At 71.3% G+C, this 20,910-nt stretch carries 20 protein-coding genes; 6 read left to right on the top strand and 14 right to left on the bottom strand.

Annotated features, from left to right (window positions below):
* Nucleotides 1-15: 15 nt before the first annotated feature.
* The 7 genes from Q1B08_RS12090 to Q1B08_RS12060 all read right to left on the bottom strand — a co-directional run bounded on the left by Q1B08_RS12090 (nucleotide 16) and on the right by Q1B08_RS12060 (nucleotide 7,514).
* Nucleotides 16-960 carry a helix-turn-helix domain-containing protein gene (locus Q1B08_RS12090; protein WP_299818915.1) on the bottom strand — a complete coding sequence of 315 codons (945 nt, stop codon included), beginning with the start codon at nucleotides 958-960 and terminating at the stop codon, nucleotides 16-18.
* Nucleotides 961-1,094: 134 nt separating this feature from the next.
* Nucleotides 1,095-2,024: a plasmid partitioning protein RepB gene (gene repB, locus Q1B08_RS12085; protein WP_299818913.1), complete on the bottom strand. Its 930-nt coding sequence runs from the start codon at nucleotides 2,022-2,024 to the stop codon at nucleotides 1,095-1,097.
* Nucleotides 2,025-2,058: 34 nt separating this feature from the next.
* Nucleotides 2,059-3,339, bottom strand: a complete 1,281-nt coding sequence (gene repA, locus Q1B08_RS12080) for a plasmid partitioning protein RepA (protein ID WP_299818910.1) — start codon at nucleotides 3,337-3,339, stop codon at nucleotides 2,059-2,061.
* Between the two features lie 272 nt (nucleotides 3,340-3,611).
* The gene (locus Q1B08_RS12075) at nucleotides 3,612-4,910 is read right to left on the bottom strand and encodes a TRAP transporter large permease (RefSeq protein ID WP_299818907.1); all 1,299 of its coding nucleotides are present in this window, start codon (nucleotides 4,908-4,910) and stop codon (nucleotides 3,612-3,614) included.
* Between the two features lie 6 nt (nucleotides 4,911-4,916).
* Nucleotides 4,917-5,405 (bottom strand): TRAP transporter small permease, encoded by a 489-nt coding sequence (locus Q1B08_RS12070; protein ID WP_299818904.1) that lies wholly within the window; start codon nucleotides 5,403-5,405, stop codon nucleotides 4,917-4,919.
* Nucleotides 5,402-6,409 (bottom strand): TRAP transporter substrate-binding protein, encoded by a 1,008-nt coding sequence (locus Q1B08_RS12065; RefSeq protein WP_299818902.1) that lies wholly within the window; start codon nucleotides 6,407-6,409, stop codon nucleotides 5,402-5,404. The genes Q1B08_RS12070 and Q1B08_RS12065 overlap by 4 nt, the downstream gene beginning before the upstream one ends.
* Before the next feature lie 79 nt (nucleotides 6,410-6,488).
* Nucleotides 6,489-7,514, bottom strand: coding sequence for a LacI family DNA-binding transcriptional regulator (locus tag Q1B08_RS12060; RefSeq protein ID WP_299818899.1), 1,026 nt, complete (start codon nucleotides 7,512-7,514; stop codon nucleotides 6,489-6,491).
* 90 nt (nucleotides 7,515-7,604) lie between these two features.
* Between Q1B08_RS12060 and Q1B08_RS12055 the strand changes: the two genes are divergently transcribed.
* From Q1B08_RS12055 to Q1B08_RS12035, 5 genes are all read left to right on the top strand, one after another.
* Nucleotides 7,605-9,014: an aldehyde dehydrogenase family protein gene (locus Q1B08_RS12055; protein WP_299818896.1), complete on the top strand. Its 1,410-nt coding sequence runs from the start codon at nucleotides 7,605-7,607 to the stop codon at nucleotides 9,012-9,014.
* Complete coding sequence (locus tag Q1B08_RS12050; protein WP_299818893.1) at nucleotides 9,011-10,528, top strand: AMP-binding protein; 1,518 nt, start codon at nucleotides 9,011-9,013, stop codon at nucleotides 10,526-10,528. Before Q1B08_RS12055 ends, Q1B08_RS12050 begins: the two co-directional genes overlap by 4 nt.
* A gap of 61 nt (nucleotides 10,529-10,589) precedes the next feature.
* Nucleotides 10,590-11,570 (top strand): tripartite tricarboxylate transporter substrate binding protein, encoded by a 981-nt coding sequence (locus Q1B08_RS12045; RefSeq protein WP_299818890.1) that lies wholly within the window; start codon nucleotides 10,590-10,592, stop codon nucleotides 11,568-11,570.
* Between the two features lie 44 nt (nucleotides 11,571-11,614).
* Complete coding sequence (locus Q1B08_RS12040; RefSeq protein WP_299818887.1) at nucleotides 11,615-12,154, top strand: tripartite tricarboxylate transporter TctB family protein; 540 nt, start codon at nucleotides 11,615-11,617, stop codon at nucleotides 12,152-12,154.
* Between the two features lie 10 nt (nucleotides 12,155-12,164).
* On the top strand, nucleotides 12,165-13,670 hold the full coding sequence (locus Q1B08_RS12035) for a tripartite tricarboxylate transporter permease (RefSeq protein ID WP_299818884.1): 1,506 nt from the start codon (nucleotides 12,165-12,167) through the stop codon (nucleotides 13,668-13,670).
* Nucleotides 13,671-13,731: 61 nt separating this feature from the next.
* Here the strand turns inward: Q1B08_RS12035 and Q1B08_RS12030 are convergent, their stop codons facing one another.
* Both Q1B08_RS12030 and Q1B08_RS12025 read right to left on the bottom strand, forming a co-directional pair.
* A complete protein-coding gene (locus tag Q1B08_RS12030; RefSeq protein WP_299818881.1) occupies nucleotides 13,732-14,133 on the bottom strand; it encodes a PIN domain-containing protein in 402 nt (133 codons plus the stop codon).
* On the bottom strand, nucleotides 14,126-14,356 hold the full coding sequence (locus Q1B08_RS12025; RefSeq protein WP_299818878.1) for an AbrB/MazE/SpoVT family DNA-binding domain-containing protein: 231 nt from the start codon (nucleotides 14,354-14,356) through the stop codon (nucleotides 14,126-14,128). The genes Q1B08_RS12030 and Q1B08_RS12025 overlap by 8 nt, the downstream gene beginning before the upstream one ends.
* A gap of 124 nt (nucleotides 14,357-14,480) precedes the next feature.
* On the opposite strand from Q1B08_RS12025, the gene Q1B08_RS12020 reads away from it, so the two are divergent.
* A complete protein-coding gene (locus tag Q1B08_RS12020; protein ID WP_299818875.1) occupies nucleotides 14,481-14,744 on the top strand; it encodes a hypothetical protein in 264 nt (87 codons plus the stop codon).
* A gap of 45 nt (nucleotides 14,745-14,789) precedes the next feature.
* On the opposite strand, the gene Q1B08_RS12015 is transcribed toward Q1B08_RS12020, so the two are convergent.
* The 5 genes from Q1B08_RS12015 to Q1B08_RS11995 form a co-directional block, all read right to left on the bottom strand.
* Nucleotides 14,790-16,241, bottom strand: a complete 1,452-nt coding sequence (locus Q1B08_RS12015; RefSeq protein WP_299818873.1) for a carnitine 3-dehydrogenase — start codon at nucleotides 16,239-16,241, stop codon at nucleotides 14,790-14,792.
* On the bottom strand, nucleotides 16,238-17,143 hold the full coding sequence (locus Q1B08_RS12010) for a 3-keto-5-aminohexanoate cleavage protein (protein ID WP_299818870.1): 906 nt from the start codon (nucleotides 17,141-17,143) through the stop codon (nucleotides 16,238-16,240). The genes Q1B08_RS12015 and Q1B08_RS12010 overlap by 4 nt, the downstream gene beginning before the upstream one ends.
* 121 nt (nucleotides 17,144-17,264) lie before the next feature.
* Nucleotides 17,265-19,049: a gamma-glutamyltransferase gene (locus tag Q1B08_RS12005; protein WP_299818867.1), complete on the bottom strand. Its 1,785-nt coding sequence runs from the start codon at nucleotides 19,047-19,049 to the stop codon at nucleotides 17,265-17,267.
* 21 nt (nucleotides 19,050-19,070) lie between these two features.
* Nucleotides 19,071-19,961 (bottom strand): ABC transporter permease, encoded by an 891-nt coding sequence (locus Q1B08_RS12000; protein ID WP_299818863.1) that lies wholly within the window; start codon nucleotides 19,959-19,961, stop codon nucleotides 19,071-19,073.
* On the bottom strand, nucleotides 19,958-20,905 hold the full coding sequence (locus Q1B08_RS11995; RefSeq protein ID WP_299818860.1) for an ABC transporter permease: 948 nt from the start codon (nucleotides 20,903-20,905) through the stop codon (nucleotides 19,958-19,960). Before Q1B08_RS11995 ends, Q1B08_RS12000 begins: the two co-directional genes overlap by 4 nt.
* Nucleotides 20,906-20,910 lie beyond the last annotated feature (5 nt).

The following is a 20,910-nucleotide window of genomic DNA, read 5'->3' as shown; positions in this document are numbered from 1 at the left end:
CGACCGGGATCGTCCTCATGCGAACCCGACCCGCTCGCGTCGCAACGCCGCCAGAAGGTCGAACCCTCCGGTCCCGGCCCGCCGCACGAGCGTCTGGAAGTAACGGTCCGGACAGCGCAGCCGCGGCGACCGCGGGGCCAGATAGGCCAGGGCCATTACCGCCCAGACCAGCCCCCGTGCCTGACGGGCATAGGTCCAGGCCGAATGGACCGACAGCGCATGGGCGACGTCCTCGCCGGCCTCCCGCAGATCGGCGAGGCTGGCGATCGGGCGACCCAGCATCCTCCCCACGTCCTCGATTGCGGCCTGCGCTACCGCTGCGTCAGCTTCGCTATCGGATTCTGTATCGGGTTCTGTAGCGCATCCGTTTCGGGCGGCACCGACATCCGTTTCGGGCGGCAGCGCAGGTTCCAGCGCACGCAGCTCCGCCTCCAGCCGCTCGAGTGGGACCTTGCGGCGAAGAAGACGCAGAACGTCCTCGCATCGTTCGGGTGCGGGGGCGCATTGCGCGAGCGCCGCCCGGATGCGCGCACGAAGCGCCCGGAGCCGCGTGGCCCTGTCCCGCGCGGCCTGCGCCTGGACGCTGATGGTCGAGGCCGCGGCGAAGACGGGCGCGAGATCGAAGCCGAAGGCCAAATCCGCCGCGATCCGGTAGCGCTTGCCATTGGGCGAGGATCGCCGGCGGATCAGTCCCGTTTCCACCAGCCGCGCCAGATGGCGGCGCAGCGTGCTTTCGGGCATCCCCATCAGCCGTTCCGAGAGCGTGCGGTTCGACGGGAACACCGTCAGCCGCCGCCCCTCCCCTTTCGGCAGGAATCCGAGCAACGCGCGCAATACGGCGAGCGTGCGATCCTTCAGGCCCCAATCCTCCCGCGCCGCCGCGAGATCGTCGAGAAGCCGCCAGCGCAGCTCCGCCGCATGCGGGACCGGCCGCCCCGGGGCGTTGGTTCTGTGTGTCATGATGTCTTGAAGCCGCAAAAAACCGGCCGCCGGAATCGCGGGTGCTTGACTGCGGTCAAGCGGTCCCATAGCTTCAAGGTGTCAGACTTGGAGGCCTCTCGGGACGTGCGTTTCGGGGGGCTTCTTCTTTCCGGCTATTCCTCCTTGCTCCGGTTGCTTTCTTCGTCCGTCCCGGTCTGGTCGCGCCAGTCCCGGTGCAGCTCGTCCATCCGCGCGAGGAGCCAGTCCGCGAAGGCCCGGTCTCCGTCGAGCGAGATCGTGGTGCCTCGCGTGGTTTGCCGGACGCTGCCCCATTCCGCGCGGGCGGCATCCTTTTTCGGTGCGGGGCTGCGCGTCGTGGCCAGAGCCGCCTCGAACCGCGCATCGCTGTCCGCGTCCGCCGTCCGCGCCGCCCTCACCGCCGCGAGGGCTTTGTCCTCGTGCCCCGAAACGGCCTTGGAAAAGGCCACCCAGCGGTCCCGCCCCGTCCGGGGCGCGTCGCCGATCGCGGTGATCAGTTCCGCCGGCACCCGGTCGGCCACGGTCAGCATCTTGGAGACAACCGCCTCGTGCAGGTGCAGCGCGTCCTGGATCACCTTCCGCTCGAAGCCCATGTCGCGCATCTGCCGCGCGAAGTTGGCCAGCTCGATGAAGGACAGGTTCTTGCGGGCCGTGTTCTCCTGCCCCTGCGCCACGATCAGCGAGCGGTCCGGCAGGTCGCGCACCATCGCTCGGACCGGCCGGCGCAGCGCGTGCAGCGCGGCCACGCGGCGGCGGCCGTAGACGATCTCGTAGCGGCCCTCGACATTGGGCGAATGGCGCAGGAGGACGGGCACCTGCTGGCCGTATTCCTCGATCGACCGCGTGAGCGCGTCCTGCTCCGCGTCCTCGCCCAGGCGGTCGGCGAGGCCGGCCGCGTCGATCATGTCGGGGGGCACCTCGACCACCGCGTTCTCGCGCATCTGCGCGAAGGAGCGGCCGACCGCGCCGATGGCGCCGCTGGTGCGCCGCGGCGGGGCCGCCTCGCCCTCGTCCGCCGCCGGCTTGACTGTGGTCAAGCCCTGGAGAAGGTTCTTTCGCGCCATTCCGGCACCTCCCTGACGCATGGCCCCTGCCCCGTCACGACGGGACCTTCCGGCCCCAGGCCGACTGCACGAGACCCTCGATTTCAGAATTGACCGCGTCGAGGCTTTCCCGCGCGCGCTCGTAGGTGGAGCGGGTGAATTGCGTCCGCTCCACCTCGTAGAGCGTCTGCTTCGTGATTCCCGCATCCGATATAGCCGTGCTCTTGAGCACGGTGTTGTTCAAGACGTGGTCCCCGAAGATCGAGCGCATGAACCCGACCATCTGGTTCTGCGGCCCGTCGCCCGGCTCGTACCGGGTCACGAGGTAGCGCAGCCAGTCGTATTCCATGTTGCCGCCCGCCTCCGCCACCACGCCGAGCAGGTTCGACGTCATTAGGAGGAACTGGCACATCGACATCACGTCGAGCATCTGCGGGTGGATCGTGACCAGCACGGCCGTCGCCGCCGAAAGCGCGGCCATGGAGATGAAGCCGAGCTGCGGCGGGCAGTCGATGATCACCGCGTCGTAATCGCCCTCCACCTGCGCGAGGGCGGCGGCGATGCGGGTGAAGAACGGGTTCTCGTCGCGCCGTACGATGGCCGCCGGCGTGTCGTGCTCGAAATCCATCAGGTCGAGATTGCCGGGAATGAGGTCCAGCCCGTCGAAATAGGTGGGCTGGATCAGATCGCGGATCGGCACCGGGTCGTCGTAGCGGATCGCGTCGTAGAGCGTGCCGCCGTCGAGCAGGTCGAATTCCGGCTGGTAGCCGTGCAGCGCCGAAAGGCTCGCCTGCGGATCGAGATCCACGGCGAGGACGCGGTAGCCGTCGAGCGCCATCTTCTGCGCCAGATGCGCCGAGGTCGTGGTCTTGGCGGAGCCGCCCTTGAAGTTGATCACGCAGATGACCTGGCAATGGTCCTCCGTCCCGTCGGGATGGCGGCGGCGGCCCGGCAGGTAGCTGCCCGGCGCCCGCGTCCCGTCCTCCAGCATCAGGCGCAGCGCGCGGATGTCGGCGGCCGTGTAGTACCGCCGTCCGCCGGTCCGAACCTCCGGGTTCGGGCCGCGCCCGTCGAGATGCAGCTTGCGCAGATAGGCGTCCTTCACGCCGAGCAGGTCCGCAACCTCGCCCGAGGTGAAGCGGCGCAGTTCCTTGCGGGAGGTCGGCGGGAACAGCCGGGCGCGATGCTCCTGCAGCTGCGCCGAAAGGGCCGCGGCATGGCGGCCCACGACGTGGTCGATCCGCTCGCCGCCACGCCGGGCCGTCCCGGTCGCATCCGTATCGGATGCCGGGGGCGCGTCCGCGGATAGGGGGGTCGGGTCGCCCTTGCCGTCCATTCGTGTTTCTCCGCCTCGTGCCGTTACGCTTTGAAGCGTCGTTTCGGCTGTTTTGCGTAAATAGGCACGGGTCGGGCGGATTCGGCAAGTCCTTTTTGCCGCACGCCGCGCCCCGGTGCGATCGTGCCGAGCGTGCCGCTTGGCTAATGGCAGGCCGCGCAGCCCCCATGCACGGCCGAAGGCTCATCTACCCCCGTTTGTCTTGACTGCGGTCAAGGCGGACGGAGGGAGGCCGGGCTGACTTGACCGCAGTCAAATCCCGCCCTGTCCGGTTACATCTGTGCCGGCAGCCAGAGCGCGATCCCCGGCACCCAGATCAGGAGCGCCACGCGCAGAACGTCCATCGCGACGAAGAGCACGAGCCCGCGGAAAATCGTGCCGAGAGGCACGTCGCGCACCACGGAGCGCAGCACGAAAGCGTTCATTCCGACAGGCGGCGTGATGTAACTGATCTCCGTCACCACAACGACGAAGATGCCGAACCAGATCAGGTCGAAGCCCTGCGCGGCGACGACCGGGTAGAAGATCGGCACCGTCAGCGTGATCATCGACAATCCCTCCAGCATGCAGCCGAGCAGGAGGTAGATCGCGAGAATCGCGAGGATCGTGGCGAGGGGGCTTTCCCCGAGAACGGCGAGCAGCGCCTGTATGTCGGCTGCCATGCCCGACAGGTTGACGTAGTTCGTGAAGGTCAGCGCCCCGAACAGGATGAAGAACATCATCGCCGTGGTCTTCGCCGTGTCGAACAGCGTGGCGAGCGTCCCGGCGAAGGAAAAGCGCCCGGACAGCAGGACAAGGAGGAACGCGCCCGCCGCGCCCATGCCCGCGCTCTCGGTCGGGGTGAAGACGCCCAGATAGATGCCGCCCATCACGAAGGCGAAGAGGAGCATCGCGCCGAGCGTGCCCCGGAGCGCGCGGAAACGCGCGGCCAGCGGCAGCTTCGGCTCCGTCCGCCGCGCGCCGCCGCCGAGCCGCACCCGGACCGCCACCGCGGCGGCATAGCCCAGGACGCCCAGAAGGCCGGGCAGCAGGCCCGCCACAAAGAGCTTGCCGATATCCTGCTGCGTGAGGATGCCGTAGAAGACGAGGATCACGGAAGGCGGGATCAGGATGCCCAGCGTGCCGCCCGCCGCGATCGAGGCGGTGGCGAGGTCGTCGGGATAGCCGAAGCGGCGCATGGAGGGCAGGGCGATCCGCGCCATCGTGGCCGCCGTCGCCATGGAGGAGCCGCAGACCGAGGAGAAGCCGCCGCAGGCGACCACCGTCGCCATGGCGAGCCCGCCGCGCCGGTGGCGCAGCCAGGCATGGGCCGCGTCGTAGAGATCCCGGGCGATGCCGGATTGCACCACGAAGTTCCCCATCATCAGGAACAGCGGCAGCACGGAGAGCGAATAGGTGCGGCCTCCCTCGAAGAAGGTCGTGGACAGAAGCGCCAGCGCCGGGGTCCAGCCGATCACCGAGGCCGTCCCGAAAAGGCCGACCAGGGTCAGCGCGATGGCGATGGGCAGCCCCAGGAGGAGGAGCGCGAGAAGGACGGCCATGCCGACGGGCCAGGCGGCGAGAACCTCCATCGTCGCTCAACGGGCCCGGCGGAGGTCGCGCAGCGCGACGGCGAGGGTGATCGGCACCGAAGCGGCGGTGGCGAGCGCGGCGAGCCGCGCCGCCGGCGCCACCGGCAGGCGCAGCGCGTTGGTCACCGCGCCGTAGCCCGCGATCTGCCCGGCATGGAGCCAGAGCCGCCACGCCACCACGGCGAGCAGGCCGACGGTGACGAGCGAGATGGCGGCGCGGCGCCAGGGCTGCACGCGGTCGGGCAGGCGGGCGGTGACGAGATCCACGGCGACATGCCCGTCGTCGAGCGCGACCGCCGGCAATCCCGCGAAGATCACCGCCACGAGGAGAAGCTCGGTCAGTTCGGTCGCGCCGGTCACGGGGCGCGCGAGGAGATAGCGCCCCGTCACGTCCGCCACGGTCAGCGCCATCATCGCGGCGAGCAGGATCGCGCAGAGACCGGCCAGCAGGCGGCGGGGCCAGTCCGGGCGGGCCGTCGCGTCCGCCGCGCTCATTCGGACGATTCCGCCTCGATCTCGGCGCGCAGCATCGCGAAGGCCGCGTCGGCGTCCACCCCGGCCTCATCCACCTCCGCCAGCTTGGCGTTGACGAGCGGGGTCAGCGCCGCCGTCCATGCGGCGACCTGTTCGGGGGAGGCGGGGGCGATCGCGAGCGTCCCCTCCATCGCCGCGCGGCCCGCCGCGTCGGCGCGGTCCCACATCCGCCCCGCGCGGCGGGCCAGCGCCTCGCCGGTCACGCCGTCGATGGCGGCCTGTTGCTCGGGCGAAAGTGCCTCCCACCTGGCGCGGTTCATCACGATGAAGAACGAGGTGTTGTAGAGCCCGCCCGGGACCGCGAGCCCCTGCGAGAGCTGCGGGATCAGGCCGAAGAAGTTCACCGACTCGTAGGGAAACAGGATGCCGTCGGCGACGCCCTGGCTCAGGAGCTGATAGGCTTCCGAGGAGGGGCCTTCCACCGGCACGGCGCCGAGGGCGGAGACGACCTCGTGGACGATGCCGCCGCCCACGCGCAGCTTCAGCCCGTCGAGCGCGTCCGGCCCCGACAGGTCGCCGTCCTTGACGAAGACCTCGCCCGGGCCGTGGGCGAAGACGGCGAGCACATGGACGTCGTCGTATTCGCCCGCGTCGCGCAGCATCGCGTCGAAGGTGCGCCAGTAGGCGACCGAGATCGCCTCCGCGCTGTCGCCGAGGAACGGAAGCTCCGCCAGGGCGGTGGTGCGGAAGCGTCCCGGATTGTAGCCCTGCACGCCGAAGGTGATGTCGGCCACGCCGTTCACCGCGAAGTCGAAATGCGCGGGCGGCGGCCCGAGCGGGGCGGGCAGGATCGTGGCCGTGACCGCCCCGCCCGTGGCCTCCGCGATGCTTTCGGTCATGGGTTGGATCACTTCCGCCACGAGCGGATGCGAGGGCGGCAGCCAGTTGGCCACGGTGAGGTTGGTCTGCGCCGCGGCGGGGGCGGTCAGCAGGACGGCGAGGGCGAGGGCGGCGATACGGGTCATGGCGGGGGATCCCTGGATGGATGCGGCGACGTGCGCCCCGATCGTTAGCGCAGACGCGGGCGGGAGCAAGCGGAGCCGGTCAGGCGGGGCCGGGGGGCGCGGTGGTCCCGCGCTGCCGCAGCTCCACGGGGAAGCGTTCGCGCAAGATCTCCGCCCGCGGACCGTCGGCCAGGCATTCCACCAGGTGGCGTCCCGCGCGCGCGCCGATCTGCCGGGCGGGAATGGCCACGGTGGAAAGCGGCGGAACGGTGTCGGCGGAGCCCGGGAAGTCGCCGATCCCCACGATGGACAGTGCCGCGGGGATCGGCAGCCCGAGCGCGGTCGCCGCCGAGATGGCGCCCTGGGCGATCACGTCGTTGCCGCAGACGAGCGCGCTCGGCCGGTCGGGCCCGGCGAGGAGGTCGCGGCACACGGCCTTGGCCTGCGAGGTGTCGTAGGGCGCGCGGGCGGACCAGCGCGCGGGCGGGGCGGAGCCGGCCGCCGCGAGCGAGGCCCGCGCGGCCTCGTAGCGGGCGCGGGCGCGGTCGTTCTCGCCCGAGGGCGGAAACACGAGGGCGATGCGGCGGTGGCCGAGCCCGAGCAGATGCCCCGCGGCCGCCCGTCCGGCCTCCGCGTTGTCGGCGCCGATGCAGGGCAGGGCGGAATCGGGCGTCCAGCTCCAGGCCGCGACGACGGGCACGTCCTGCGAGGCGATGAGACGGAACGTGTCGGCGTCGTGGTCGAGCCCGATCAGCGCGATGCCGTCCACCCGGTGTTCGTAGAGCTTGCGCAGGACGCGGTATTCGGCGGCGAGGTCGTAGCCGTGGGTGGCCAGCAGCAGGGTGAACTCGTGCTCGGCCACGGCGTCGTTGAAGCTCTGCACCAGCTCCGCGAAGATCGAGTAATCCACGGTCGGCACGACGAGGCCCAGCGTCGCGCTGCGCCGGCCGTGCATCGACTGCGCGGCGCGGTTGCGGATGTAGCCCGTGGCGCGGATCGCCGCCTCCACCCGGTTGCGGGTCGGCGCGCTGACGAGGTCCGGATGGTTGAGCACGCGCGACACGGTCGCGGGCGAAACGCCGGCGGCGCGGGCGACGGTGGTGATGTCCGCCCGATAGGAGGTCATGTCCGCGGATAGAACGCCGATGAAAACATTTGCAACGCTATTTTCATGCCGTAACGTCTGGATCACGGCGATTTCGGGGAGGAGGTCCGCATGGATGGCAGCGACGGCGTCGGCCGGGTCGATCAACTGTTCGCGCGGGCCCGCCGGGCGCAGGCCCGCTACGAGGCGGAGGGGAGCCAGGCCCGCTACGACCGCGCCGCGATGGCCGCCGCCTGGGCGATCATGGAGCCGGGGCGGAACCGGGCGTTGGCGGAGCTTGCCGTGCGCACGACGGGGCTCGGCAATGTGGAGGACAAGGTCACCAAGAACCACCGCAAGACGCTGGGCCTCCTGCGCGACATCCGGACGGCTCGGACCCACGGCATCCTGTCGGACGATCCGGATACCGGGATCGCGACGATCGCGCGGCCCCTGGGCGTGATCGGCGCGGTGGTGCCCTCGACCAACCCGGCGGCGACGCCCGCCAACAACGTCGTCAACGCCTTGAAATGCGGCAACGCGATCGTTCTGTCGCCCTCGCCCAAGGGGGTGGCCTGCTGCGAGGCGCTTCTGGACTACATCCACGCCGAGTTCCGCAAGATCGGGGAGGATCCGGACCTCGTGCAGATGGTGCCGCCGCCGGGTTCCAAGGCGGACACGCAGCGGCTGCTGGAGCTTTGCGACCTCGCCGTGGTGACGGGGAGCCAGGACAACGTGCGCCGCGCCTATTCCAGCGGCACCCCGGCGATGGGCGTGGGGGCGGGCAACGTCACCGTGATCGTGGATGAGACGGCGGATCTGCCCGCGGCGGCGGCGAGGATCGCGGCGTCGAAATGCTTCGACAACGCGACGTCCTGCTCCTCGGAGAACGCCCTCGTGGTGGTGGACGCCGTCTACGACGCGTTTGTCGACGCGCTGGCGGGGGAGGGGGGCGCGACCGTGCCCGCCGCCCGCGCGGCGGAGGTCGAGGCGCGGCTCTTCCCGGACGGGCGCCTGAACCGCGAAATCATCGCGCAGGACGCGGACGTCCTGGTCGCGAAACTGGGCCTCTCGGACGCGGTGCCCGAGGGGACGCGCTTCGTGGCGGTGGAGACGGGGGGCATCGGGCCGGAGCACCCGCTTTCGGGGGAGAAGCTGTCCCGCGTGGTGGCGCTCTACCGGGCGCGGGATTACGACGACGCGGTGCGGATCGCGCGGGCGATCCTCGACCACCAGGGCGCGGGCCATTCGGTGGGCCTGCATTCCGCGGATGCGGCGCGGCCGGTGGCGCTCGGGCAGACGCTGCCGACCTGCCGGGTGATCGTGAACCAGCCGCATGCCTTCGCGACCGGCGGCAGCTTCGACAACGGGATGCCGTTCTCGCTCTCCATGGGCTGCGGATCCTGGGGGGGCAACTCGATCGACGACAACCTGCACTGGCGGCACTTCATGCAGACGACCAAGATCGTCCGCACGATCGCCGCGCGGGAGCCGTCGGTGGAGGAGATCTTCGAGGGCTACTGGGCGGAGGCCGGGCGGTGAGCCCGGTCGAAGGGCCGCCCGAGGGCACGATCCGCGACCTCCTCGACCGGCGCGCGGCCGAGGATGGCGGGCGGGAAAGCCATGTCTTTCCGGGCGAGGCGCCGCTGACCTGGGGCGCGCTGCGCGACGAGGCGCGGGAGATCGCGGAGCGGCTCGCGGGGATGGGCGTCGCCCGCGGCGAGTCGGTCGCGGTGATGCTGCCCAACGGGCGGGCGGGGATCCTGTGCCTGATGGCGCTGTTCTACGGCGGGTTCCGGGCGGCGGTCCTGAACCTTGTCGCGGGGGCGGAGGCGATGGGCTACGCGCTCGCCCATTCGGAGGCGCGGTTCGTGCTTCTGGGCACGGCGCAGGGGGACCTCTTCAACGCCGCGGTGGCGGCGTCCGGCGCATCCGTGACGGCCATCCGGGTGGGCGCGGAGGTCGCGTGGCCGGACGCCGCGCGGGGGGAGCCGGGGCCGGTCGCGCCGGGGGACCACGCGCTTCTGATGTACACGTCGGGGACGACGGGGCGGCCGAAGGGCGTGCTGCACAGCCATGCGAGCCTCCTTGCCGGCGGCTGGATGCCGGCGATGGCGCATGCGCTGACGCCGGAGGACCGGGGGCTCTGCGTCCTGCCGATCTACCACATCAACGGGCTTTGCGTGACGGTGATGGGGGCGCTGGTCTCGGGCGGCGCGCTCGTGGTCTGCGAGCGGTTCTCGGCCTCGCGGTTCTGGACCACCTGCGCGGAGACGGGGGTGACCTGGTTCTCGGTCGTGCCCACCATCGTGTCGCACCTGCTTCACGGCGAGGGGGAGCCGGACGCGGCGACCCGCGCGCGACTCCGCTTCGGCCGCTCCGCCTCCTCGGCGCTGGCGGTGGAGACGCAGAGCGCGTTCGAGAGCCGGTTCGGAATTCCGATCGTGGAAACGATGGGCCTCACCGAGACGGCGGCGCAGATCCTGTCGAACCCCCTGCCGCCGGGCGTTCGCAAGATCGGCTCGCCGGGGATCGCATACGGCTGCGAGGTGGCGATCCTGTCCCCGGATCTTGCCCCGGCCGGGGCGGGGGTCGAGGGCGAGATCGCGGTCAGGGGGCCGAACGTGATGCTGGGCTATTTCCGCAACCCGGAGGCCACGGCGGCGACGCTGACGCCGGACGGATGGCTTCGAACCGGGGATCTGGGGCGGATGGACGGGGACGGCTACGTCTTCGTGACGGGGCGCCTGAAGGAGCTCATCATCAAGGGCGGCGAGAACATCGCGCCGCGCGAGGTGGACGAGGCGCTTTATGCCCATCCCGACGTGATGGAGGCCGCAGCCTTCGCGCGGCCCTGCCCGCGCTACGGCGAGCGGGTGGAGGCGGCGGTCAGGCTGCGCCCCGGCGCGGAAGTCGACGGCGCGGCGCTCCGCGCGCTTTGCGAGACCCGGCTGGGCGCGTTCAAGTGCCCCGATGTGGTCCACGTGCTCGACGAGCTGCCCAAGGGGCCGTCGGGCAAGATCCAGCGGCTGAAGCTGGGGGAGCTGATACAGTGAGGTTCCGACCGCGCCCGTCGGGAGGGCGGGCGCGGGACGGCGATCGAAAGGGAGGAAAGACATGACGGAAACCAGAATGAATGCGGCGGCATCGGGCCGGATGGCATCGACGCGCCGCGCGGGGGCCGCGCTCGCCGCGATCGCGCTGTCGCTGACGGCCGGCACGGCGCAGGCGCAGGACTACCCCGAGCGCCCGATCGAGATGGTCGTGACCTTCGGGCCCGGCGGCGGCGCGGACCTGATGGGCCGCACCATGGCGCAGTTGCTGGAGGAGCCGCTGGGCGTGTCGATCCCGGTCTCCAACGTCGCGGGCGCCTCGGGGAATGCGGGGCTGACGCGGCTCCGCACCAATCCGGCGGACGGCTACACGATCGGCACGCTGATCTCGCTCACCGTGGCGTCCTGGGCGTCCGGCCTGGGCGACAACGCGCCCGAGGACTTCCGGGTGATCTCCGTCGTCCAGAGCTCGCCCTCGTTCCTGTTCGTGCCCGCGAGCAGCCCGCACCAGAGCGCCGAGGCGCTGTTCGAACACGCGAAAACGAACCCGGTGACGGTCGCCACCTCGGGCTACGGCACGCAGGACGACGTGACGCTGAAGCTGCTGGCGGATGCCGGGATCACCATGGAGAACGTCCCGTTCCAGGCCCCGGCGGAGCGCTACGCCTCGCCCATCGGCGGGCACACGATGGCGATCTACGAGGAGCCGGGCGACGTCGCGCAGTTCATCGAGGCGGGGCAGCTCGTCCCCCTGGTCGTCTTCGCCGCCGAGCGGCACCCGGCCTTTCCGGACGTGCCGACCTCCGCCGAGCTGGGCGTCGACATCTCCGGGCTCGACAATTACCGCAGCATCGCGGTGCCCTCCGGCACGCCCGAGGACCGCGTGGCGATTCTAGAGGACGCGGTGGCGCAGGCGGTCCAGTCCGAGGAATGGCAGGCCTTCTGCGAGAAGACCTATACCTGCATCGAGCCCGTGACCGGCGAGGCGGCGCAGGCGATGGTCGGCGACTTCCGCGACCTGATCGCCGAGCAGTTGAGCCAGTGAGCGCGGCGGAGACGGTCCGGCGCGATGGACAGGAGGCGGAGCGCATGGCGGAACCGTCCGTCCGGCGCCGGTTCGTCCCCACGCTCCTTCCGGCGGGGCTCCTCGTCCTCGCGCTGATCCTGCCGGGGCGGATGTTCAGCCGGGACCAGAGCGCGGATGTCGTGGGGCTCGGCCCCGCGGCCTGGCCCGGGGCGATGCTCCTGGCGCTGGCCGTGCTTTCCGCGATCTGGGTGGCGCGCGACCTCTGGGCGCTCCGGCGGCCGGGAAGCGAGCCGCTCCTCGCCCCGGTGCGGGAGGAGGAGCCCTATGCGATGGGCAAGGCCCTCGCGGGGCTCGTCATGATCGTGGTCTATGGCTGGCTCCTGTCGGTGATCGGCTTCGCGCTGGCCTCCGCGCTGTTCATCGCGGGATGGTGCGTGTTCGGCGGCGTGCGCAATCCGCTCGTGCTCGTGCCGGTCACGCTGATCGGGACGGTGGCGCTCCTGTGGCTCTTCATGGGGCTCGCGCTGATGCCGCTGCCGCGGGGGCAGGGGGTGTTCGACGGGTTCAGCATCTGGCTGCTGCAACTGACCGGCATCTATTGAGGGGAGAGGGATGGGCGCGTTCGAACTACTGGGCGGGGGCTTCGCGGCGGCGTTCCAGCTCTGGCCGTTCCTGACCATCGTGACCGGGCTTCTGGTCGGCGTCGTCGCAGGCGCGCTGCCGGGGATCAGCTTCGTCAACGCGATGGCCATGGCGCTGCCCTTCACCTACGTCATGTCGCCCACGCAATCCATGCTGTTCCTGGGCGGCATCTATGTGGGCGGCGTGTTCGGCGGCTCCATCTCGGCCATCATGATCAACGTGCCGGGCACGCCCGCCTCCCTGCCCGCGACCTGGGACGGCTACGCGATGACGAAGCGGGGCGAGGTGAAGCGCGCGCTCGCCATCGCGGTCACGGCCTCGGCGACCGGCGGCCTCGTCAGCGCGCTGATGCTGGCGTTCCTGTCGGCGCCCTTCGCGAGCTTCGCGCTCAAGTTCTCGCAGCCCGAATTCTTCGCGGCCACCGTGCTGGGCCTTGCGAGCGTGATCGCCATCGCCAAGGACCGCCCGCTCGTCACGCTGGTCTCGCTCGTGCTCGGCATCGTGGTGGGCACGGTGGGGGTGGACCCGCTCTACGGGCAGGCGCGGTTCTCCTTCGGCGTCCCGGAGATGGAATCGGGCATCCGGTTCGTGGTCGTGATGATCGGGCTGTTCGCCATCGGCGAGGTGGTGGACCTTCTGGCGACGGACCGGAACCTGCGGCCCAAAACCGAAGGCGGCAAGCAGATCGGTGCGAAGCTCGCCGACATCCTCGGCGTGAAGGGCGCGATCTTGCGCGGCACCGGCATCGGCTGCCTGATCGGGATGATCCCCGGGGCGGGGGCGACGCCGGGCGCGGTGATCGCCTACGGGGTGGAGAAGCAGGTCTCGCGCCGCGGCGCGGAGTTCGGGACCGGCGTCGAGGCGGGGCTGGCCGCGCCGGAGGCCGCCAAGAACGCCACGACCGGCGCGGCGATGGTGCCGCTCCTGACGCTGGGCATTCCGGGTTCGGCGGCGACGGCGATCATGCTGGCGGCGATGATGCTGCACGGGGTCAATCCCGGCCCGCTCCTGTTCATCATGGACCCGACCATGGTCTACACGATCTTCGCCGCCATGATCATCGCCAACGTCCTGATGATCGGGGCGGGGATCGGGGTGGCGCAGCTCTTCTCCACGCTGATGCGCACGCCACCCGCGATCCTCGCCGCGTTCATCATCGTGTTGTCGGTGATCGGCGCCTACGGGGTGCGCAACAACATCTTCGACGTCTGGGTCTGCCTCGCCTTCGGGGTGCTGGGCTGGGGGATGAAGCGGATCGGCTTTCCGTCCGCGCCGCTGGTTCTGGGCGTGATCCTCGGGCCGCTGGCGGAGCGGTACTTCCTGACCTCGCTCGCCAATTCGCAGCAGGACTGGACCGTGTTCGTCACCCGCCCGATCAGCGCGACGATCCTCGCGCTCGCGGGCGTGTTCGTTCTCTGGTCGCTCTGGCCGGGACTCGCGGGGCGGCTTCTGCGGCGGCGGACGCGCGCGACCTGAGGGGGGCGTGCGGCGAAGCGTCCGGCGGAAATATCCGGGGAGCGGGGACGAAGCGCGCGGATCAGGCGAAGGGGTTGCGGATGGTCAGGCCGTCGATCCGCCGGCCGTCCTGCATGTCTTCGCTCAGCAGCGCGTCGCAGCCCGCCTCGAGCGCGGCGGCGAGGATCGAGGCGTCCCAGATCGAGTAGCCCGTCGCCGCCGCGACCGCGAGCGCGCGGGCATGGACGGCCTCGGTCAGGGGCACGATCTCGGTCAGGGCGCGGAGCGTGGCCAGCGCGTCGGCGATCTCGGGCAGATCCATCCCGGCCTTGCGGCGCAGCACATGCGCCACCTCGTTGAGCGCCTGCGCCGAGACGACGCCGCCCCGGCCCAGCACCGCCTGCGCGGCCGCGCGCTTCGCGCCGTCGCCGGCGATGGCGTAGATCAGGACGTTGCTGTCGATCGCCGCACGCGGCTCAGCCACGCTGCGCGTCGTCGCGCTCGAACACGAAGCCGGCGGGCAGCCGCCCCTCGAACCGGGCGAGCCGGTCCAGAAGCTCCGCCCGGCCGGGCGCGCGCTCGACCTCCATCTCGCGGGGGCCGCGGATGCGGACGGCGATGTCGTCCCCCTCCGCGAGGTCGAGCGCCTTCACCACCGCCGCGGGCAGGCGGATCGCCAGCGAATTGCCCCATTTCGCGACCTGCATGGTGGCCTCCTTTGGATAGACACGTAAAATACGTATATCCGGACGCGCGGGAATTCCAGACCGTTCCACGGCCCGCGATGCCGGACCTTGCGGGATCGCCGCCAAGGGCCTACGCCATGAGGGCGTGCCCGATCCGGATCGGACGGGCGCACGCCTTCATCGAAATCATCGCCCTGACAGCGGTCAGGCAACCCTGGTTTTCCTGAGGAACGGTCCGCCCGGCATGTCGCCGGGCCGGTTCAACCCCTGCGAGGTCGTGATGGGAAAAGGCAACAAGCGCGGAAACAAGGAAGTAAAGAAGCCGAAGCAGGAGAAGCCGAAGGTTTCGGCAACGGCCAATTCGGGCGCGGCGAAGCCGTTCTCGCTCGGCGAGAAGAAGGGCAAGTAGGCCGCACGGGCGTGCGGGTCTGACACGCACGCCCGATCCGCCGGGCTAGGCCGGCCGGATCGCCCGGCCCACGGCATCGTCGGTCGCCGCCTTCACCAGCGGCCGGATGGCGTCAAGGATCGCGTCCGGCGCGGGCGCGGCGCGACCCGTTTCGCGGTCGACATGGAGGAGCATGTGCTCGCCCGTGGCGATCTCAACGCCGTCCCGCGTCAACCGGTGGAACAGGTGCAGGCGCTTTGCGTCGAAGGAGACGACGCGCGCGGTCGCGGTGATGCGGTCGCCGGCATGCGCCTCGCCCAGATGGCGCAGGTGGGTCTCCACCGTGTAGTAGCTCGCCCCCGCCGCGACGTAATCCGCGTCCACGCCGATGCGGCGCAGCACGGCGTCGGTCGCCTCGCCGAAGACCTGCAGGTAGCGGTGCTCGGTCATGTGGCCGTTGTAATCCGTCCAGTCGTCGGGCACCCGGACCTCGCGCGTGACGGGGCCCGTCGCTTGCGGGGCCGCTGCCGCGAGCCGCGCCTCGAACTCCGCGAGCTGCTTGCCCGCTCCCCAGCCCCGGCCCCCGTCGCCGTGCTTCAGCGCGCGCAGGATCGCCACGAGGTTGCCGTCGCGGATGCGCTCCAGCGCCCGGATCGACAGGCCCGCGTTCTGCGCGTCGGATTGCGTGGCGATCTTGTCGATCAGCGCGTCGTCGAGGTCGGGCACGTCGGTGAGCTTCGTCCAGGGCCAGTGCAGCGCCGGGCCGAATTGCTCGAGGAAGTGCCGCATCCCCGCCTCGCCGCCGGCGATGCGATAGGTCTGGAACAGGCCCATCTGCGCCCAGCGGAGGCCGAAGGAGTAGCGGATCACGTCGTCCAGCGTTTCCACGTCGCAGATGTCGTCGCGCACAAGCCAGAGCGCCTCCCGCCAGAGCGCCTCGAGCAGGCGGTCGCCGACAAAGGCGTCGATCTCCTTCGCGATGGCGACACCCTTCATGCCGAGCGGCTCAAGGATGGCGATGGCGCGGGCGACGGTTCCGGGCGCGGTCTGGCGGCCGCCGACGATCTCCACCAGCGGCAGCAGGTAGACCGGGTTGTAGGGATGGGCCACGAACATCCGTTCGGGGTGGCGCAGTCCGTCCTGGAGATCGGAAGGCAGGAGACCGGAGGTGGAGGAGCCGATCAGGGTTCCCGGCCCGGTCGCGGCGTCGATCTCCGCCAGCACCCGGCGCTTCAGGTCGAGGCGTTCCGGCACGCTTTCCTGCACCCAGTCCGCGCCCGCGACGGCGGAGGCCACGTCGTCGTGCCATGTCAGCGCGCCCTCGGGTGGCAGCGGGGCGTCGGTGAGGGCGGCATAGGCGGCGCGGGCATTCGCGAGCACCTCGCCCACGATGCGTCGCGCCTCGGGGTGGGGGTCGTGGACGGCGACGTCGATCCCGGCCAGCAGGAACCGCGCGATCCAGCCGCCGCCGATCACGCCGCCGCCGATGCAGGCGGCCCGCCGCAGGGGCGCGCTCACCAGCGGCGCTCCAGCCGCAGGCGTTCGCGCACCTCGGCGGGGGACAGGATGCGGCTGCCCATGCCTTCGGCGACCGTGCGGGCGCGGGTCACGAGGTCGGCGTTGGTGGCGAGCACGCCCCGCTCCAGCCAGATGTTGTCCTCCAGACCGACGCGGATGTTGCCGCCGGCAAGGACCGCCATCGCAGCATAGGGCAGCTGGTTGCGGCCGATGGAGAAGGCCGAGAAGGTCCAGTCCGGCGGCAGGTTGGCGAGCATCGCGGAGAGGGAGGGGATGTCGTCGGGCGCGCCCCAGGGAATGCCCATGCAGAGCTGCACCACCACCGGGTCGTCGATCAGCCCCTGCTCCTTGAGCCACTTGGCCAGCACGAGGTGGCCCGTGTCGAAGATCTCGATCTCGGGCCGGACGCCGAGGTCGCGGATCATCGCGGCCATCGCCTGCAGCATGGCGGGCGTGTTGGTCATCACGTAATCGCCCTCGCCGAAATTCATCGTTCCGCAATCCAGCGTGCAGATTTCGGGGCGCAGCGCGGCCACATGGGCGAGCCGTTCGGAGGCCGGCGCCATGTCGGTGCCCGCCGCGTCCACCGGCAGCGGCGCGTCGGGCGGGCCGAGGACGAGGTCGCCGCCCGCGCCGGCGGTGAGGTTCAGGATCACGTCGACGCCCGAGGCGGCGATCCGCTCCACCGCCGCGCGGTAGAGCGCGACGTCGCGGGCGGGGGCGCCGGTCTCGGGGTCGCGGACGTGGAGATGGGCGATGGCGGCGCCGGCCTCGGCCGCCTCGATCGCGGCGTCGGCGATCTGGGCCGGCGTGACCGGCACCTTGTCGGATCGGCCGGTCGTGTCGCCCGCGCCGGTGATGGCGGCGGTGATGAAGACCTCGCGGCTGGGGCGGAGCGGCATGGCGGGAATCCTTCCGTGTCGGCAGCCCCGGACCGAGGCGGGGCTGCCCTTATCGCATGGCGGGAGCCGCGGGGCCGTCGCGCCCGGCGCCGTAGCAAGCCCGCCCGTCGCGCGCCACCCGTCAGCGGCCGATCGCGTAGGCCTGCATCAGCCGGGGCGTGGCGGCGGCGCGAATCGACCCGTCGGGGTCGCGCGCGGCGGCGGTCAGGCGCCCGACGCTCCAGGGCTCGGCCACCTCGAGGTCGTGTCCGCGGGCGCGCAGGTCTGCGATCACCGCCTCGCCGAAGGCCGGCTCCACCATCAGGTGGCCGGGGCGCAGGCCGCGCGGATAGAAGCTCGCCTGGACGTGGCCGGTATGGAAGAGCGGCGCGTCGATGGCTTCCTGCAGGTCGCGCGTCCCCGCCATCAGGCGCAGGATGAAGACGAGCTGCCACTGGTCCTGCTGGTCGCCGCCGGGCGTGCCGTAGGCGATCCGCGTGCCCGCCGGGTCGCGCGCCATGGAGGGCGACAGCGTGGTGCGCGGCCGCCGTCCGGGGACGAGCGAGGTGGGCAGCCCCTCGTCGAGCCAGAACATCTGCGCCCGGGAATTGAGCGGCATGCCGAGGCCGGGAACGACCGGCGAGGATTGCAGCCAGCCGCCCGACGGGGTGGCCGAGACCATCAGGCCGTCGCTGTCGACCACGTCGATATGCACCGTGTCGCCGCGGCGCTCGGTCAGGTGCGCCATGGTCGGCTCGCCCGCGCCGACGCCCGCGCCCGTGGCGCCTCCGACGCCCGCGCGCTCGCGCATGGCGCGGGTCCAGGTCTCGAAGCCCGCGATGTCGCCCGGGACCTGCTCTCGGCTGGCCTCCCGCCCGATTCCGGCGGCGCGAGCGGCGGCGTAGTCGCGCGACAGGAGCGTTTCGGCGGGGATGTCGGTGTGGAGGGGATCGCCGTAATAGGCCTCCCGGTCGGCCATGGCGAGCTTGAGCGCCTCGGTCACGAGGTGGACGAACTCGGCGGAGTGCGTGTCCTCGGGCAGGCGCCCTTCGAGCAGGCGGAGCGCCTGGAGCTGGACCGGACCCTGGCTCCAGAAGCCGGGCTTCCAGATCGTCCAGCCGTCCTGCTCGATGGACGCGGGCGCTTCGGTCGTGGCGCGCCAGCCGGCCATGTCGGCCCCGGTCAGCACGCCCTTCCGGCGCCCGCCCGCGGCGTCCATCACGCAGGCCTCGCGCATCCAGTCGTCCACCGCCTGCGCCACGAAGCCCTCCGCGAAAGCCCGTCGCGCGGCCTCGATCCCCGCCTCGCGCCCGCCTGCGGCGTCGGCCTCGGCGGCGAGCCGCGCCCAGGTTTCGGCGAGCGCGGGATTGCGGATCATGTCCCAGGGTTCCGGTGCGCGGCCGCCCGGCACCCAGGTCTCATGGGAGGTCGGCCATTCATCGCGGAAGAAGTCCGCGAGCCCCGCGATCGTGTGCGCCACGCGGGGCAGGGCGGGATGACCCGCACGGGCGTAGTGGATCGCGGGCGCCAGAACCTCCGACAGCGGCAGGCGGCCGTGTTCCAGCAGAAGCGTCATCCAGCCGTCGAAGGCGCCGGGGATCACGGTCGCCAGCAGGCCCGAGCCCGGCACGAAGTCGAGCCCCTCGCCACGGTAATGCTCGATGGTGGCGCCGGCGGGGGCGGGGCCCTGCCCGCAGATCACGTCGGGGGCCTGCGCGTCCTTGCGCTGCACCATGATCGGCGCGTCGCCCATCGGCCCGTTCAGATGCGGCTCCACCACGTTGAGCGCGAAGGCCGTGGCCGCGGCGGCGTCGGCGGCGGAGCCGCCGGCCTCCAGCATCTTCATGCCGATCGCGGAAGCGATCCAGTGGGTCGAGGCGACGGCGCCGAAGCTGCCCTTGATCTCGGGGCGGGTGGTGAAGGTCATGGACGGTCCTTTAGCAGCGGATCAGAGGTCGCGCGGGTCGAGCGCGTCGCGCAGCCCGTCGCCGAGGAGGTTGAAGCCCAGCACCACGAGAAAGATCGCGATGCCGGGCCAGAGCGCCATCCACGGCGCCACCTCGAGGTAGTTCTTGGCCACGTTGAGCATCGAGCCCCAGCTCGGCGCGGGCGGCTGCTGGCCGAGGCCGAGGAACGACAGCGACGCCTCCGCGATGATCGCCGTGGCGATGGTCAGCGTCGCCTGCACCAGAAGCGGCGGCACGATGTTCGGCAGCACATAGCGCCCCACGGTGGCAAGGTGGCCCACGCCGATGGCGCGCGCGCTTTCCACGTAATCCTCGGTCATCACCGCCATGGTCTGCCCGCGCGCGAGCCGCACGAAGAGCGGCATGGCCGAGAGCCCGATGGCGATCATGGCGTTGGTGAGCGAGGGGCCGAGAAAGGCCGCGAAGGCGATCGCGAGGATCAGGAACGGCGCCGCGAGCAGCGCCTCCGTGAAGCGCGAGATCACCGCGTCAATCCAGCCGCGCCGGTAGCCCGCGAGCACGCCCAGCGGCACGCCGAGGAGGAGCGCGATGGCCACGGAGACGACGCCCGCCAGAAGCGAGGCCTGCGCGCCCCAGACCATGCGGGCGAGCACGTCGCGGCCGAGCTCGTCGGTGCCGAGCGGATGCGCGGCGGAGGGCGCGGCGCGCACGGCGGACCAGTCGGCCTCCGCCGGTCCCGGCACCGGCAGGACGGGCGCGAGCACCGCGACGGCGGCGAAGAACAGGACGATCCCCCCGCCCGCAATCGCCGCGGGGTTGCGCCTGAGCTTCGCCCAGACGCGCGAGCGGCGCGGCGGCAGGTCGGGCGCGTCGAGGCCCGGCGCGACGGCGGCAGGGTCGACGGCGGTCATGCGACCTCTCCCATGCGGGGGTTGAGGACGCGGTAGAGCGCGTCCGAAAGGATGTTCATCGCCACGAAGGCCACGCCGGTGCAGAGCACGATCCCCTGCACCACGGCGTAGTCGCGGTTGAACACCGCGTCGACGACGAGCTTGCCGAAGCCCGGGATGGTGAAGATCTGCTCCGTCAGCACGGCGCCGGCCAGAAGCTCCCCGAAGAGGATCGTAGTGACGGTGACGACAGGCACCAGCGCGTTGCGCAACGCGTGGCGGATCACCACGCGGCGCTCGGACAGGCCCTTGGCCCGGGCGGTGCGGACGTAGTCGGCGCGCAGCACGCCCAGCATGGCCGAGCGCGTGTGCCGCATCAGCGTCGCCGCGAGCCCGGTGCCCAGCACCACGGCGGGCATCGCCATGACCTGGATCGAGCGCAGCGGGTCGTCGGAAAAGGGCGCGTAGCCGCTCGCCGGGAGCCAGCCGAGACGGACGGAAACGAGGAGGATCAGCATGATGCCAAGCCAGAAGTTCGGCACCGACAGCCCCGACAGGGCCACGAGATTGGCCAGCCAGTCGACCCATGTTCCCTTGCGGTAGGCCGAGATCACGCCCGCCGGAATGCCGATGCAGACCGCCACGACAAGCGCCATCAGCGCCAGTTGCAGCGTCACCGGGAGCTTTTCCCCGATCAACTCCAGCACCGGCTGCTGCGTGCGGAGGCTCGTGCCGAGGTCGCCGGTCAGCGCGTTGCCGATCCAGGCGAGGTACTGGACCGGAATCGGGTCGTCCATGCGGTACTTCTCGCGCAGGAGGGCGATGACCTCCGGGTCGCGCTCCTCGCCGGCCATGACGAGGATCGGGTCGCCGGGCAGCAGGTGCTGAAGCCCGAAGACGAGCATGGAGATAAGCACCACGGTGGGGATCGCGACGAGGACGCGCCGGGCGAGAAAAGCGAGCATGGGCG

Source organism: uncultured Jannaschia sp., from assembly GCF_947494025.1.
Taxonomy (GTDB): domain Bacteria; phylum Pseudomonadota; class Alphaproteobacteria; order Rhodobacterales; family Rhodobacteraceae; genus Jannaschia.
The sequence above is the reverse complement of the archived record's forward strand: the minus strand, read 5'-3'. Positions and strand labels throughout refer to the sequence as shown.

Excerpts from the sequence above, each read along its gene's own strand:
- Q1B08_RS12090 (WP_299818915.1), bottom strand. The coding sequence starts at position 960 with ATGACACACAGAACCAACGCCCCGGGGCGGCCGGTCCCGCATGCGGCG.
- repB (WP_299818913.1), bottom strand. The coding sequence starts at position 2,024 with ATGGCGCGAAAGAACCTTCTCCAGGGCTTGACCACAGTCAAGCCGGCG.
- repA (WP_299818910.1), bottom strand. The coding sequence starts at position 3,339 with ATGGACGGCAAGGGCGACCCGACCCCCCTATCCGCGGACGCGCCCCCG.
- Q1B08_RS12075 (WP_299818907.1), bottom strand. The coding sequence starts at position 4,910 with ATGGAGGTTCTCGCCGCCTGGCCCGTCGGCATGGCCGTCCTTCTCGCG.
- Q1B08_RS12070 (WP_299818904.1), bottom strand. The coding sequence starts at position 5,405 with ATGAGCGCGGCGGACGCGACGGCCCGCCCGGACTGGCCCCGCCGCCTG.
- Q1B08_RS12065 (WP_299818902.1), bottom strand. The coding sequence starts at position 6,409 with ATGACCCGTATCGCCGCCCTCGCCCTCGCCGTCCTGCTGACCGCCCCC.
- Q1B08_RS12060 (WP_299818899.1), bottom strand. The coding sequence starts at position 7,514 with ATGACCTCCTATCGGGCGGACATCACCACCGTCGCCCGCGCCGCCGGC.
- Q1B08_RS12055 (WP_299818896.1), top strand. The coding sequence starts at position 7,605 with ATGGATGGCAGCGACGGCGTCGGCCGGGTCGATCAACTGTTCGCGCGG.
- Q1B08_RS12045 (WP_299818890.1), top strand. The coding sequence starts at position 10,590 with ATGACGGAAACCAGAATGAATGCGGCGGCATCGGGCCGGATGGCATCG.
- Q1B08_RS12040 (WP_299818887.1), top strand. The coding sequence starts at position 11,615 with ATGGCGGAACCGTCCGTCCGGCGCCGGTTCGTCCCCACGCTCCTTCCG.
- Q1B08_RS12035 (WP_299818884.1), top strand. The coding sequence starts at position 12,165 with ATGGGCGCGTTCGAACTACTGGGCGGGGGCTTCGCGGCGGCGTTCCAG.
- Q1B08_RS12025 (WP_299818878.1), bottom strand. The coding sequence starts at position 14,356 with ATGCAGGTCGCGAAATGGGGCAATTCGCTGGCGATCCGCCTGCCCGCG.
- Q1B08_RS12010 (WP_299818870.1), bottom strand. The coding sequence starts at position 17,143 with ATGCCGCTCCGCCCCAGCCGCGAGGTCTTCATCACCGCCGCCATCACC.
- Q1B08_RS12005 (WP_299818867.1), bottom strand. The coding sequence starts at position 19,049 with ATGACCTTCACCACCCGCCCCGAGATCAAGGGCAGCTTCGGCGCCGTC.
- Q1B08_RS12000 (WP_299818863.1), bottom strand. The coding sequence starts at position 19,961 with ATGACCGCCGTCGACCCTGCCGCCGTCGCGCCGGGCCTCGACGCGCCC.
- Q1B08_RS11995 (WP_299818860.1), bottom strand. The coding sequence starts at position 20,905 with ATGCTCGCTTTTCTCGCCCGGCGCGTCCTCGTCGCGATCCCCACCGTG.